The organism is Arthrobacter sp. zg-Y895, assembly GCF_020731025.1.
Lineage (GTDB): Bacteria > Actinomycetota > Actinomycetes > Actinomycetales > Micrococcaceae > Arthrobacter_B.
Genome location: NZ_JAJFZY010000003.1, coordinates 949,463 through 963,485, shown reverse-complemented (window position 1 = coordinate 963,485; position 14,023 = coordinate 949,463). Strand labels below are relative to the sequence as shown.

Annotated in this window: 12 protein-coding genes; 5 read left to right on the top strand and 7 right to left on the bottom strand. The window is 66.0% G+C overall.

Annotated elements, in window-relative coordinates; all coding sequences use genetic code 11:
- Positions 1 to 47: 47 nt before the first annotated feature.
- From LJ760_RS06320 to LJ760_RS06295, 6 genes are all read right to left on the bottom strand, one after another.
- Positions 48 to 2,264 (bottom strand): catalase, encoded by a 2,217-nt coding sequence (locus LJ760_RS06320; protein ID WP_227920725.1) that lies wholly within the window; start codon positions 2,262 to 2,264, stop codon positions 48 to 50.
- 127 nt (positions 2,265 to 2,391) lie between these two features.
- Positions 2,392 to 3,285 carry a spermidine synthase gene (locus tag LJ760_RS06315; RefSeq protein ID WP_227920723.1) on the bottom strand — a complete coding sequence of 298 codons (894 nt, stop codon included), beginning with the start codon at positions 3,283 to 3,285 and terminating at the stop codon, positions 2,392 to 2,394.
- Complete coding sequence (locus LJ760_RS06310) at positions 3,285 to 3,797, bottom strand: GNAT family N-acetyltransferase (RefSeq protein WP_227920721.1); 513 nt, start codon at positions 3,795 to 3,797, stop codon at positions 3,285 to 3,287. The genes LJ760_RS06315 and LJ760_RS06310 overlap by 1 nt, the downstream gene beginning before the upstream one ends.
- Before the next feature lie 46 nt (positions 3,798 to 3,843).
- Positions 3,844 to 4,494 carry an O-methyltransferase gene (locus tag LJ760_RS06305; protein ID WP_227920719.1) on the bottom strand — a complete coding sequence of 217 codons (651 nt, stop codon included), beginning with the start codon at positions 4,492 to 4,494 and terminating at the stop codon, positions 3,844 to 3,846.
- A 41-nt stretch (positions 4,495 to 4,535) separates the two neighbouring features.
- Positions 4,536 to 4,880, bottom strand: coding sequence for a thiamine-binding protein (locus LJ760_RS06300; RefSeq protein ID WP_227920717.1), 345 nt, complete (start codon positions 4,878 to 4,880; stop codon positions 4,536 to 4,538).
- 103 nt (positions 4,881 to 4,983) lie between these two features.
- Positions 4,984 to 6,498: an APC family permease gene (locus tag LJ760_RS06295; protein ID WP_227920715.1), complete on the bottom strand. Its 1,515-nt coding sequence runs from the start codon at positions 6,496 to 6,498 to the stop codon at positions 4,984 to 4,986.
- Between the two features lie 244 nt (positions 6,499 to 6,742).
- Between LJ760_RS06295 and pta the strand changes: the two genes are divergently transcribed.
- From pta to LJ760_RS06270, 5 genes are all read left to right on the top strand, one after another.
- On the top strand, positions 6,743 to 8,815 hold the full coding sequence (gene pta / locus LJ760_RS06290; protein WP_227920713.1) for a phosphate acetyltransferase: 2,073 nt from the start codon (positions 6,743 to 6,745) through the stop codon (positions 8,813 to 8,815).
- Positions 8,816 to 9,961, top strand: a complete 1,146-nt coding sequence (locus LJ760_RS06285; protein WP_227920711.1) for an acetate/propionate family kinase — start codon at positions 8,816 to 8,818, stop codon at positions 9,959 to 9,961. It abuts the gene before it with no gap.
- A gap of 119 nt (positions 9,962 to 10,080) precedes the next feature.
- The gene (locus LJ760_RS06280; RefSeq protein WP_227920709.1) at positions 10,081 to 10,554 is read left to right on the top strand and encodes a hypothetical protein; all 474 of its coding nucleotides are present in this window, start codon (positions 10,081 to 10,083) and stop codon (positions 10,552 to 10,554) included.
- 144 nt (positions 10,555 to 10,698) lie between these two features.
- Complete coding sequence (locus LJ760_RS06275) at positions 10,699 to 11,886, top strand: zinc-dependent alcohol dehydrogenase (RefSeq protein ID WP_227920707.1); 1,188 nt, start codon at positions 10,699 to 10,701, stop codon at positions 11,884 to 11,886.
- Positions 11,887 to 12,112: 226 nt separating this feature from the next.
- Positions 12,113 to 13,459 (top strand): MFS transporter, encoded by a 1,347-nt coding sequence (locus LJ760_RS06270; protein WP_227920704.1) that lies wholly within the window; start codon positions 12,113 to 12,115, stop codon positions 13,457 to 13,459.
- 44 nt (positions 13,460 to 13,503) lie between these two features.
- Here the strand turns inward: LJ760_RS06270 and LJ760_RS06265 are convergent, their stop codons facing one another.
- Positions 13,504 to 14,022 (bottom strand): metallophosphoesterase family protein, encoded by a 519-nt coding sequence (locus LJ760_RS06265; RefSeq protein ID WP_227920702.1) that lies wholly within the window; start codon positions 14,020 to 14,022, stop codon positions 13,504 to 13,506.
- Between the last annotated feature and the right edge of the window lies 1 nt (position 14,023).

Here is a 14,023-nt window from a genome sequence, read left to right as displayed (position 1 = left end):
GGATCCCTTCGTGTTTTAACCGGTTTCGGCACCGGCAACCGCATCAGCTATGCAGCAGGAAAACGCTCCCACACCCGGTGGTTCGCCAGGAGCGCGGTAACGCCGGACGCAACCTCGGCGGCTCCGCCTACAACAACGCCGGCTGTTTCAGCGGGGATGCCGGCGGCCGCAAGGACCGAAGCGCCGTCCCCCCAGGCCCCGATGGCCTTGGCATGGCGGAAGGCTTCCGTCAGGAGCAGGGTGACCCTCGGGTCGAGGGAGGGGTGCCCGCCGGGGTTGCCCGCCTTGGCATCCAGGCTATCCACCGCATCCGGTGCCGCGGCACCCGAAGCCGCTGCTACAACCACGGCATCGAATTCGGTGGAGCGGGCCGTCAGGTAGGTCCGCTGGACCGTGATTTCAGCGCCCAGCTTGCCGCCGTGCGGTGCAATGACCAGCGGGACCATGCCCTCTGCATGGACAGCTGCCAGGACCTCGGCAACCGAGGCCAGGTCGGATGTTTCATCGGCAACAACACCGACCACCCGGCCGGCTACCGGCCAGGAGCCGCCGAGCTGGCTGAGTGCAGGGCTGGGGGCAGTGTCGGCAACGTCGAGGGCGGGAGCCGGGGCCGTCAGGCCCAGGCCGGCAGCCACGTCCTCGGCAAGGCGCTTGTCGATATTGGCAAGCGACTGGAGCTGGCGCAGCCGGATGTTCTCCTCATAGCACTTGCCCAGTTCAAACGTGTAGGCCTGAACCACATGGTCCTGTTCCACCGGCGTCAGGGAACGGAAGAACATCCGTGCCTGGCTGTAGTGGTCATCAAACGTCGCCGGATTCTCGCGCACCTTGCGGGCCGCGGGCACCTCGACAGGAACGTCGATGAAGGCACCCATGTCTGCTCCGGCCATAAAGGGGCAGCCGCCGTCGAGGGAGTTGGGCTGGTACGGCGCCACGCCGGAATGGTCCGCACTCTGGTGGAACCCGTCCCGGAGCATGTCGTTGACGGGTGCATGCGGGCGGTTGATGGGAATCTGGCTGAAGTTCGGGCCGCCCAGCCGGGTCAGCTGCGTATCGATGTAGGAGAACAACCGGCCCTGCAGCAGCGGGTCATTGGTGACGTCGATGCCCGGCACCAGGTGTCCGGGGTGGAAGGCGACCTGTTCGGTTTCCGCGAAGTAGTTCGTGGGGTTCGCGTTGAGCGTCATGGTGCCGATGACCTGGACGGGAGCCAGTTCCTCAGGGACGAGCTTCGTCGGGTCCAGCAGGTCGATGCCCTCGAACATTTCGTCTTCGGTGTCGGGGAAGACCTGGATGCCCAGATCCCACTGCGGGAACGCGCCGGCTTCAATCGCGTCTGCGAGGTCGCGCCGGTGGAAGTCCGGATCCATGCCGTTAATGATCTGTGCTTCTTCCCAGACCAGGGAGTGCACACCCTGCTTGGGCTTCCAGTGGAACTTCACCAGGGTGGTTTGGCCCGCGGCGTTGACCAGGCGGAAGGTGTGGACGCCAAAGCCTTCCATGGTGCGGTAGGACCGCGGGATACCGCGGTCTGACATGTTCCACATGGTGTGATGCTGCGCTTCGGTGTGGAGCGAGACGAAGTCCCAGAAGGTGTCGTGGGCGCTCTGGGCCTGCGGAATCTCCCGGTCCGGGTGCGGCTTCCCTGCGTGGATCACGTCGGGGAACTTGATGGCATCCTGGATAAAGAACACCGGAATGTTGTTGCCGACCAGGTCATAGTTGCCCTCGGCGGTGTAGAACTTGGTGCTGAAACCGCGGGTGTCCCGGACCGTGTCCGCAGAACCGCGGGAGCCGAGCACGGTGGAGAAGCGAACAAAGACGGGAGTTTCCACGCCCTTGGCCAGGAAACCGGCCTGCGTGACTCCTTCGGCCGCGCCGTTGGCGGTAAACACGCCGTGGGCGGCAGCGCCGCGGGCGTGGACCACGCGCTCGGGAATGCGCTCGTGGTCGAAGTGGGTGATCTTTTCCCGCAGGTGGTGGTCCTGCAGAAGCACCGGGCCCCGGGGGCCGGCCTTCAGGGAATGATCGGTGTCCCGCAACCGCGCACCCTGGGCAGTTGTGAGGAATTGTCCGCTCTGCGAGGTGGAGGCCTTCGGTGCCCCGGTGGCCACACCTGTGGCAGTAACGGTCTCCGGTCCATCCTGGTCAGGCTTGGGCGGCAGCGGTTCGCGCGGCTGCGTCGGTTCGGCCAGTTCCGGGGCCTGCGGCGCCGGGGCGCCCGGGACGGGCTGGTCGGGTTCGGATGTGCTCTTGCTGAACATGTAGCCTCCATCGTGGTTGTCCAACCGCCGCCCGAAAGCCGCGGCCGTTTCCACCACCCTACTAAGTAAGCATGCTGACTGTTAAGCGGAGGCTGCCGGTCCGGCGCCCTTCGGCGCCCGCGGCGCGCTACTGGCGGGGGGCCGCGACCGACTGTTCCGCGGGCACCTCCCGGACAGGGTCGTCATGCAGTGGCCGGGAACCGGCCGCGAAGCTACGCACTTTTTCGTCCGCCCACAGATGGGCCGGCACCGCTCCCCCCAGCAGGGTGCGGGGCAGGGACGGATCCTCCGCAAACGGGGTGTCGCTGCCGGCCAGGATGATATTGCCGTAACGACGGCCCTTCAGCATGGCCGGATCGGCTATCGCCGCGGTGTACTCAAACGCCGCACAGATGGTGGCGGCTTCGGCGCGGGCACCGCGCAGGTCCGGGGTGTCGCCGCAGTTCACCACGTAGACGCCGCCGGGAGCGAGCACCCGGACCACCTGCGCGGTGAATTCCGCCGTCGTCAGCGGCACCGGTGTCTTGGCACCGGCGAAGACATCGCGGATCACCAGGTCGCGGCTGTCCTCGTGCAGGGTTTCGGTGACGGCACGCGCCTCCCCCACCCGCAGCCGCAGCAGGGGTGCCCGGGGCAGGTCAAACCACCCGCGGACCAGCTCAGCCAGCCTGCCGTCCAGTTCCACGGCAACCTGCCGTGCACCGGGATAGACGGCAGCCAGGTACCGGGCCAGCGAACACGCCGCCGCACCCAGGTGCAGGGCACGCAGCGAGGCATCCGGACGCCAGCGGGATTCCACCAGGGCGGCGATCCAGCGCATGTATTCGAAGTCCAGGTGCCGCGGGTCGGCAAGGTCGATATGCGAACTGTGCACTCCGTTCACCATCAGGATCCAGCCGTCGGGGCTGAAGGAATCCGGAACCAGTTCACACGTTCCCGTGTCGATCGGATAGGTGCCGGCCACCGGGCCGGTGCCGGCCACGGCGTCCACCGGGTCCTTGCCGGGGCGCTTGCGCCCCATCAGTGCCTCACCATCCGGATTTCCACCATGCCGGTGCCGGCCCAGACCTGCGGCAGGTCCTTTGACGTTCCGTCTGCCACAAAGCCGTTGCGCCGGTAAAACGCCTGGGCACGCGCATTGTCCTCGAGCACCCAGACGTAAGCGGGTTCCTTTTCCACGGCCTGCTCCAGCAAGGCCTGTCCAACACCCTTTCCGTACGCTTCGGCCAGGATGTAAATGGACCAAAGTTCCAGCGGAACATCCGCGTCGCTGTCCCGTGCGGGGCCGGCGGACGCGAAACCAAGGAGCCGGCCGTCTTCCGAGTGGGCCAGCCAGTTTCGAATGGCCGGCTCCATTGCCTGTTCGGCCAGAGCTGCCCGCCGGTGTTCGACGGCGGCGCTGCGGTCCGCTTCCCGGCGCCGGAACACCTCATCCCCCAGTACATGGGCGTAACTCTCCCGCCAGGACTGCAGATGGACGGACACGAAGTCCTCGGCGTCGCCGGGGAGGGCGCGCCGGATACTAAAGCTCATATCTCCAGCTTAAGTCGGCTCCGGCTACGTCCCTGACCGGGGAGAGTCACGCCACCACCGCCAGCGCAAACCCGTCCCACCCCTTGCTCCCCACTGTCTGCAGGGCGGTGGCATCCAGCCGCGGATGCGAGCCCAGGATGTCCACCGCCGCGCGGGTGCCCTGCACCGCTTCGTCGCCGCCGGGGTCCAGGACGCTGCCGCCGCGGACCACGTTGTCCAGCACAATCACGCTCCCCGGCCGGGACAGTTTCACCGCCCACTCCAGGTAGGCGGGGTTGTTGACCTTGTCCGCGTCAATGAAGAACAGATCGAACGGCTCTGCCTCGGCCAGATCCGGCAGGGTGTCCAAGGCTGCGCCCACCCGAATGGTCACGCGGTCCAGAAGCCCGGCCGCGGCCAGATTGGCGCGGGCCACCTCCGCATGGCGGGGTTCGTATTCGCACGTGATGAGTTCGCCGTCGTCGGGCAGCGCCCGGGCGAGCCAGGCCGTGCTGAACCCGCCCAGGGTGCCGATCTCCAGGATCCGCCGGGCACCGGAGATGCGGGCCAGCAGCATCAGGAACTTCCCCTGCGCGGCGGTTACCTCGATTGCCGGCAGCCCTGCGGCCCCGGTCGCAGCAATGATGGCTTTCAGCTGGTCATCCGGCCGCACCACGCGGCTGCTGAGGTACTCCTCGACCTGCTCCCACTGCGACATCCCCTGCTCCCGTTCCGCCGGTGCGTCCGGCCGCTGCGTGCCTAGGCGTGCCCGCTGTACTCGTCCAGGTCGCCGAGTGCCTTTTCCAGCCGTTCCACCTTGCCGGTCAATTCGCCGGTGTGCCCCGGCCGGATATCCGCCTTGAGCACCAGCGAAACCCGGCTGCCGTACTGGCCAACCGCTTCCGTGGCCCGGCGGATGACATCCATGACTTCGTCCCACTCGCCCTCAAGGGTGGTGAACATGGCGTCCGTGGAATTCGGCAGGCCGGATTCCCGGACAATTCGAACGGCGGCGGCCACGGCGTCGTGCACCGAGGCCGACGGACCGCCGGCGGGTGTCTGTGGGCCGGTACCGGACGGAGCGACGGAAAAGGCTACAAGCATCTGCCCAGTGTGCCACTGCAGGCACCAAAAAACCCGCGCAGGCCGCTCGGAGCAGCCTGCGCGGGTTTAGGGGTTTGCTGGCGGACCGTTCGGCCCGCCGGGCTCAGACTGCCGCGTCCCGGCTTTCACCGGCGGCGGCCACGTCATGGAATTTCTCGTTGAGACGCGAATGCCGCTGCCCGTAGGCGAAGTACAGCAGGAAGCCAACGACCAGCCAGCCCGCGAAGTAGATCCAGGTCTCAACAGCCAGGTTGGTCATCAGGTACAGGCACAGCACCGCGGAAAGGACCGGGATCACCGGACCGAAGGGCACCCGGAAGGCCGGGCGCAGGTCCGGACGCTTCTTCCGCAGCACCAGGATGCCCAGGCTAACCACCACGAACGCGGAGAGCGTGCCGATGTTGATCATTTCCTCGAGAACGTCCACCCGCGTGAACCCTGCCACCACGGCCACCAGGACACCGAGGATAATCTGCAGCCGGGCCGGCGTGGAGTGCTTGTCGCTGGTCCGGGAGAGCGAGCGGGGCAGCAGGCCGTCCCGGGACATCGCCAGCACCACGCGGGCCAGGCCCATCAGCAGCACCATGATCACCGTGGTCAGGCCAATCAGGGATCCGACGGCGATGACCGATGCCGCACCGGTGTTTCCCACAAGGGCAAAGGCCGTTGCGAGGTTGGGGTCTTCGGCTGCGGCCAGGTCGGTGTAGGGGACCATGCCGGTCAGCGCCAGGGAGACGCCGATGTAAAGCAGCGTGACCACGGCCAGGCCGGCGAAGATGCCCCGCGGAAGGGTCTTGCCCGGGTCCTTGACCTCTTCGGCAGAGGTTGCCACCACGTCGAATCCGATGAACGCGAAGAAAACGATGGCGGCGCCGGCAAAGACACCGAACAATCCGTACTGCGCAGGGGCGGCACCGGTCAGGAAGGAGAACAGGGACTGCTTCAGGACCCCCGAGCTTCCATCAGTGGCGGTGGAGACCGGGTCCGGAATAAACGGCGTGTAGTTCTCCGCCTTGACGTAGAAGAAACCGGCGACAATCACGAAGAGCACCACGCCCACCTTGATGATGGTGAAAACGTTGCTCACCTGGGCGGAAAGCTTGGTACCCATGACCAGGAGGAAGGTAAAGACTGCGACGATCAGGAACGGCCCCCAGGTCAGCGAAATCACACCCAGTTCCAGCGTTGCCGGTATGTCCCAGCCAATAAGTGCAAAGACCTCGCTGAGGTAGATGCCCCAGTACTTCGCAATAACTGCCGCTGCGGTGAACAGCTCCAGGATGAGGTTCCAGCCGATGATCCAGGCAGCCAGCTCGCCCATCGTGGCGTAGGTGAACACGTAGGCGGAGCCTGCCACCGGAATGGCCGTGGCGAACTCGGCGTAACACATGATGGCGAGCGCGCAGGTGATCGCCGCCAGGACGAACGAAAGGGTTACGGCCGGGCCGGAGAACTGCCCCGCGGCCCGGGCGCCTACCGAGAAGATACCGGCGCCGACGGCAACCGCGACGCCCATAATCATGAGGTCCCAGGTGGTGAGTGAGCGCTTTAGCCGACGGCCGGGCTCGTCGGCGTCCGCAAGGGAACTCTCGATGGGTTTGGTACGGAAGAGACTCACGTGGATCCTCGCCTTATCTGAGGGAAATCTAACCGATCAATCTTAGGCTGGGCGCCATGCGGCTTTTATTTTAGTCTCACATTCTGAGACGCCGGAGTCCAAGAAGCACCTCCTGCGGAACCGGCACCGGGGCGCTGGCTGGCAAGTGCCGCGGCCTTTTGGGAGGATGGATATGACGTACGCCACTCGCTTGTCAGGGGCGGCTAACTCAGGTTTCATCCCGGCAACGAACGGACAAGCAGCTATGGCCCGCGGAATCTATGTAAGCGCCATGACGCCCGGATCCGGCAAATCCCTGATCAGCCTGGGGCTGGCGGACATGCTCGGCCGGCACGCAGACCGGGTGGGCTTTTTCCGGCCGATCGTCGAGGGCGACAATCCGGCACAGGATCCCATGGTGGAGCTGATGCAGCGCCGCTTCAACCTGGGCCCGGCCACCTGCCGCGGCGGCCTGACCCGGACCCAGCTGCGTGCATTGCTGGTTGCCGGGGAGCGTGGCGAAGTTGATGCCCGCTGCCTGGCCGTTTACAGCGAAATTGCCGCAAACTGCGACGTCGTCATTGTCGAAGGCACCGATCTCTCCGGGCACGACGTCGCCCTGGAGTTCGATCTCAACGCCCGGCTGGCCAATGACCTGGGCACTGTCGTGCTCGCCGTCGTCAACGCCCAGGACACCACTGCGGCGGAGACGGCCGACGCCGTCGACGTGGCCCGCCGCCAATTGGCCGACGCGAAGTGCGACCTGCTGGCCGTGATGGTCAACCGGGCAGCACCGTCCGACGTCGAGGCCATCACCAGCGCCATCCGGCCCGGACAGAGCGGCCGGCCGGTCTACGTCATTCCCGAACAGAGTGAAATCTCCCAGCCGTCGATCGCCGAAGTGCAGACGGCGCTGCGGGCCCGCCAAGTGGCAGGCAGCGCCAACCTTGAACGCGACGTTTCCGCAGTCAAGGTTGCCGCCATGACCGTTGGGAACTTCATCCCGCAGCTTTCGGACGGGACCCTGGTGATTGTCCCGGCCGACCGCGCCGACGTTATGGTCGCCACCCTGGCGTCCTCCTTCTCCTCGGACTTTCCCGTGGCCAGCGGCATGATCCTCACCGGCGGCATCGAGGTGGAACCGGCCATCCTGGGACTGCTGGCTTCGGCACCCTTCCCAGTCTTCGAAGTCGAAACGGACACCTATATCACCGCGCGCAGGGTCAGCAGGGTCCGGGGCGAGATTTCCAGCGGCAACCGGCGGAAGGTCGCCGCAGCCCTGGGCACCTGGTCCCGGCATGTGGATGAGGCCGAAATGCTGGAACGCCTGGCACTGCCCCGCCCTGCCACCACCACACCGCTGCGGTTCCTCAATGAGCTGATCGTGCGGGCCCGTACCAGCCGGCAGCGGATCGTGCTGCCGGAAGGGTTGGACCTGCGGGTGCTGCAGGCCGCAGAGATCCTCAGCCGGCGGGACGTGTGTGCCCTGACGGTGCTGGGCCCGGAGGGCCAGATCCGTGAACTGGCAGCAAGCGAGGGCATTGACCTGTCCAACATCAACCTCATCAACCCGGCAACCAGTGCCCTGCGGGAGGAATTTGCCCGCGAATACGCCACTCTCCGTAAACACAAGGGCGTATCCCTGGAAGACGCCAGCGAACGTATGCTCCACGGGGCATATTTCGGCACCATGATGGTGCAGCTGGGCAGGATGGACGGCATGGTCTCCGGCGCGGCCCACACCACCGCCAACACCATCCGGCCTGCCCTGGAGTTCATCCGGACCCGCGAGGGCGTCAAGATCGTCTCCTCGGTGTTCCTGATGCTGCTGGAAGACCGCGTCCTTGTCTACGGGGACTGTGCAGTGAATCCGGACCCGGACGCCGAGCAGTTGGCGGACATCGCCCTCGCCTCCGCCGCCACCGCCGAGCAGTTCGGAGTCACGCCGCGGGTCGCCATGCTCTCCTACTCCACCGGCTCCTCTGGAACGGGCGGCTCGGTGGAACGCGTCCGGCAGGCCACCGAGCTGGTGCGCCGCGCCCGCCCGGATCTCCCGGTGGAAGGACCCATCCAGTACGACGCCGCCGTCGATGCCTCCGTAGCCGCTTCCAAGGCACCCGGTTCCTCGGTGGCGGGACAGGCCACGGTGTTCATCTTCCCTGACCTGAATACCGGAAATAACACCTACAAGGCCGTGCAGCAGTCCGCCGGAGCCGTGGCCGTGGGCCCGATCCTGCAGGGCCTGCGCAAACCAGTCAACGACCTCAGCCGGGGCTGCACCGTTGAGGACATCGTGAACACCGTGGCCATCACCGCGGTGCAGGCACAGGAGGACTAAATGCTGGTTCTTGTCATCAATTCCGGATCCTCTTCGCTGAAGTACCAGGTCCGGGAGACCGATACCCAGGAGCTGCTGGCCAAGGGAATCATCGACCGGATCGGCGACGTGGTTCCGGACCACGCGTCCGCGCTGGAAGAACTCAGCAGCAGGCTCCGCGACGAGCTGGACGGACGCACTATCGACGCCGTGGGGCACCGGGTGGTGCACGGCGGGGAACGCTTCAGCGAACCCGTACTGGTCAACAACGAAATTGTCCGCTCGATTGAACGGCTCAGCCCGCTGGCCCCGCTGCACAACCCCGCGAGCGCCATGGGCATCCGCGCCGTCCATGACAAGTGGCCGAAGATCCCGCAGGTGGCCGTCTTCGACACCGCTTTCCACCGCACCCTGCCCGAACACGCCTGGCGCTATGCACTGCCCGACAGCCTGTACCGGCGTCACGGCATCCGCCGCTACGGCTTCCACGGCACCAGCTACGCCTACGTCGCACCGGCCGCTGCACGCTTCCTGGGCATTGAGCCGTCAGAGTTCAACGGCGTGATCGCCCATTTGGGCAACGGTGCCTCGGTGGCGGCCATCAAGGACGGCAGGAGCATCGACACATCCATGGGATTCACCCCCCTGGAGGGCCTGGTAATGGGCACCCGCAGCGGAGATGTTGACCCGTCGATCCTCATTTTCCTGGCCCGGCAGGGGTACGACGCCGATGCCCTGGACAACCTGCTCAACCGGGAGTCGGGGCTGCGGGCCCTAGCCGGCGAGTCGGACATGCGCGGCATCGAGGAAGCGGCCGACAACGGCAATGAGCAGGCTCGACTGGCCCTGACCGTGGCCGCCTACCGGCTGGCCAAGTACATCGGCGCCTACCACGTGGCCGTGGGCGGCGCGCAGGCGGTGGTTTTCACTGCGGGGATCGGCGAAAACGGCTGGAGTTTCCGCCAGCTGGTGGTGGACCAGCTGGGTCCCCTCGGCATCCGGCTCGACTCCGAAGCCAATCTGGCACCCGGCAAGCAGGCCCGGCGCATCAGTACGCCCGACTCTGCCATTGCCGTCCTCGTGGTGCCCACCGACGAAGAGGAGGCCATTGCGGAGGCGACCGCCGCCGTCGTCGGACACCACAAGGAATCCGCAGCTACGTTCTGAGCGTTTGCAACCGAAATCCGCTAAAAGGGAAAGAACGGCAGACAGCAGGACATCTGCGTTGATACGGTTGCAGACCCGGTTAAGCAGCGGCCGGGGATACCTGTCGGCGTGGAGAAGACATGGAAAAGCCGCTGCGTGTCCTGGTCCAGATAGATACGCGGAATTCAGCCGCCTCGATTGAAGTCCGCGGAGCACTCACGGGCGCCAGCTGCGAGACCCTGCTGAACATCCTCCAGCACACCGCCAAGCTGGGCGCCGACATCTGCGTGAACCTCACGCGCACCGTCCGGATTGAAGCCGCCGCCCTGGAGGTGCTCGCCGGGGTCGCGGACGACGTCGAACGCTCAGCGCCTGCCAACCTGCAGCTGCGCGTCCACATCCAGCTTCCACCGGATGCCCTGCCCGGCCATCCGGCCGCCGGCAGCCTTCCCCCGGGGAGCCGGGAAGCACTGGATAACGACACTGCACTGGCGATGATCCTGCGCCGGAATACCCGGGTGCTTGCCGGGCCGTATGAGCCCGGACCCGGGGACGCCGCGATACCCGCCGGAACCGCTCCTCGGTGGCGTGTCCTGCCGGGCCGCCGCTCCTAACCTCCCCGCCGCGAACCCCTCCCGCCCCGCTGGAGACGCATTCTGCCCGAACAAACACCTGTTTTGTCAGTACGCTTATGAATTGACACAATGGGAGTCAGTTCTTTCAACGCACTCAGAATGCAACTAGCAGGAGGTTCGCACGTGAAAGCAGTTACATGGCAGGGAAAAGAGTCCGTCAGCGTAGAGGTGGTCCCGGATCCGGTGATCCAGGAACCGACCGACGCCATCATCCGCGTCACTTCCACCGCCGTCTGCGGTTCGGACCTCCACCTGTACGCCGTCCTGATGCCGTACATGAAGCCGGGTGACATCCTCGGCCACGAGTCCATGGGCATCGTGGAAGAGGTCGGCTCGGCCGTCACCAACCTCAAGAAGGGTGACCGCGTGGTCATTCCCTTCCAGATTGCCTGCGGCAGCTGCTTCATGTGCCGCCAGGGCCTGCAGACCCAGTGCGAGGTGACCCAGGTGCGTGAAAAGGGAATGGGCGCCCAGCTGTTCGGCTTCTCGGAGCTCTACGGTTCCGTCCCGGGCGGCCAGGCTGAATACCTGCGCGTGCCGCATGCCGACTACGGCCCCATCAAGGTCGGCTCGGAACTGCCGGACCACCGCTACCTGTTCCTCTCCGACATCCTGCCCACCGCCTGGCAGGGCGTTCAGTACGCCAACGTGCCCGACGGCGGCACGCTCGCCGTCTACGGCCTGGGACCGGTGGGCCAGTTCGCTGCCCGCATCGGCACCCACCTCGGCTACCGCGTTATCGGCGTCGACCCCGTGGAGGAGCGCCGCAAGCTCGCCGGCCAGTACGGCGTCGAGGTCCTGGACCTGCATAAGGACATTGCCGACGAACTGCGCGAAATGACCGACGGCCGCGGCCCCGACTCGGTGGTGGACGCCGTCGGCATGGAAGCCCACGGCTCTCCGGTCGGCAAGGCCGCCCAGACTGCGGTTGGCCTGCTGCCGGACAAGCTGGCCCAGAAGGCCATGGAAACCGCCGGAACGGACCGGCTCTCCGCCCTGCACGGCGCACTCGACGCGGTGCGACGCGGCGGAACTGTCTCACTCAGCGGCGTGTACGGCGGCACGGCCAGCCCGATGCCGCTGATGAACATGTTCGACAAGCAGCTGAACCTGCGGATGGGCCAGTGCAACGTCAAGCGCTGGGTTGATGACCTGATTCCGCTGGTCGAGGATTCCGCCGATCCGCTGGGCGTGACCAACCTGGTGACCCACCAGGCCAGCCTTGAGGACGCACCGGAGCTGTACGAGAAGTTCCAGAAGAAGGAAGACGGCTGCATCAAGGTCGTTTTCCAGCCCGGCATCCAGAACTAACCGACACCGGATCTGCCGCAAAAAGCCAGGACCCGCCGCAAGGCCGCGGGTCCTGGCTTTTTGCGGTTAACCGCCCGGGCAGCCCTCCGGGAACGGTGCACAGATGTAATTCGCACCACACACCCCTGTGGCCCTACACTCATTGAGGTTCTTTAAACGAACACACGTTCGGCATGCGTACAGCGTGGCCGGTCCCCCCGCCCCAAGAGCAAGTTAGGTAAGGCCCATGGAAATCAAGGAACGCATCGAAGCGGCTCCTATGAAGCGCATGCAGGTCGGCATTGTCGCCATCTGCGTCGCCCTGAACATGATCGACGGCTTTGACGTCCTGGTCATGGCTTTCAGCGCCAATTCGATCAGCGAGCACTGGGACCTCAGCGGTGCCGAGCTGGGCATGCTGCTCTCCTCGGCCCTCTTCGGCATGGCCGTGGGATCCATCCTGGTGGCCCAGGTGGCCGACATCATCGGCCGGCAGAAGACCATCCTGATCTGTGCGCTGGTGATTTCGGCGGGGATGTTCGCCTCCGCGTTCGCTCCGACCTATGAAGTCCTCTTTGTGCTGCGCTTCATCACCGGACTGGCCATCGGCACCATGCAGGCGAGCCTCAACGTCTTCGTCTCCGAGTACTCCTCGGCCAAACGGCGTTCCACCGCGATCAGCTTCTACAGCGCCGGGCAGCCTATCGGCGGCATGCTGGGCGGCATCATTGCGGGCATCCTCATCGCGGCCTACAGCTGGCACGCGGCGTTCATTTTCGGCGGCATCATCACGCTGGCCATGATTCCGTTCATCCTCAAGCTGCTGCCCGAATCCCTGGACTACCTCATGACCCGGCGCCCGGCCGGCGCGCTGGACAAGACCAACCGCATCCTGGCCCGCCTGGACCAGCCGGCGATCACCGAACTGCCCGTCATTCCCAAGGGCACGGCGCTGACTATCGGCTCACGCTGGAAGTCCCTGTTCTCCGGCAAATACGCGGCGACCACCGTCTTCCTGTCCATCGCATTCATGATGCTGATGGCCAGCTTCTACTTCGCGAACTCCTGGACGCCCAAGCTGGTCGCTTCCAGCGGCTTCACGGCGCAGGACGGCATCGACGCCGGCGTGCTCTTCAGCCTCGGCGCGATCATCGGTTCCATCGTCTTCGGACTCATCGCCGCCCGATTCGCCGTCAAGTGGGTCCTGGTCACGTTCTTCGTCCTTGCCGCAGGCGGCTTCGGCGTGTACGCAGTCTCCACCGGCGCGCTGCCCACGGCCCTGCTGGCGGCGGCCCTGCTGGGCTTCCTGGTGAACGCCGGCATCGCCGGCATGTTCTCCATCGGTCCCGTGTACTACTCCTCGGACGTACGCGCCACGGCGGTCGGGTTCATCACGGGCATGGGCCGGGTGGGTGCCATCATCTCCCCGATCGTGGCCGGTTCCCTGATCGACGGCGGCTGGGAACCCGGCAACCTTTACTTCCTCTTCATCGTTCCGATGCTTGTGGGCGGCGGAGCGATCGCCTGCCTGCGCACCGGCCGGCCCAAGGTGGCCGAACCGGCGGCCCTGCGCAAGGACACCGTCCCGGCCTGACCGGGCATGGCGGTGCCGCGCCGCAAGGCGCGCCCGGAACGTCCCTAGGAACGCCCGATCCCCCGCGGTGGAAGCCGCTGGAGATCGGGCGTTACTGTTTTCCCGTCAATTTCCAGCCGCAGGTAGGTGCAGAACGGCTGCCGCCGCCGGTCCGTGGGGGACCCGGGGTTCAGCAGGCGCATCCCCGCAGGTGTCACGGAGTCCCACGGGATGTGGCTGTGGCCGAAGACCAGCAGGTCCGTGTCCGGAAACTTGGCGTCCATCCGCTCTCCGCGCTTAGCGGCGGGACCTGTCTCATGCACGACGGCGAGCCGCACCTCTTCAACCACCGCCCGGGCCACCAGCGGCAGCCGGTTCCGCAGCTCGGCGCCGTCGTTGTTGCCGTAACAGGCGATCAGCCGCCGCGAGCGGGACTGGAGCTGGTCGAGCAGCTCCTCGTTCACCCAGTCTCCGGCGTGCACCACAATGTCGGCGGCTTCAATGTCGGCCCAGAGGACCTCGGGAAGCACCTTCGCCCGCTTGGGCAGATGGGTATCCGAAAGCAGGAGGAGCTTCGAAGACATC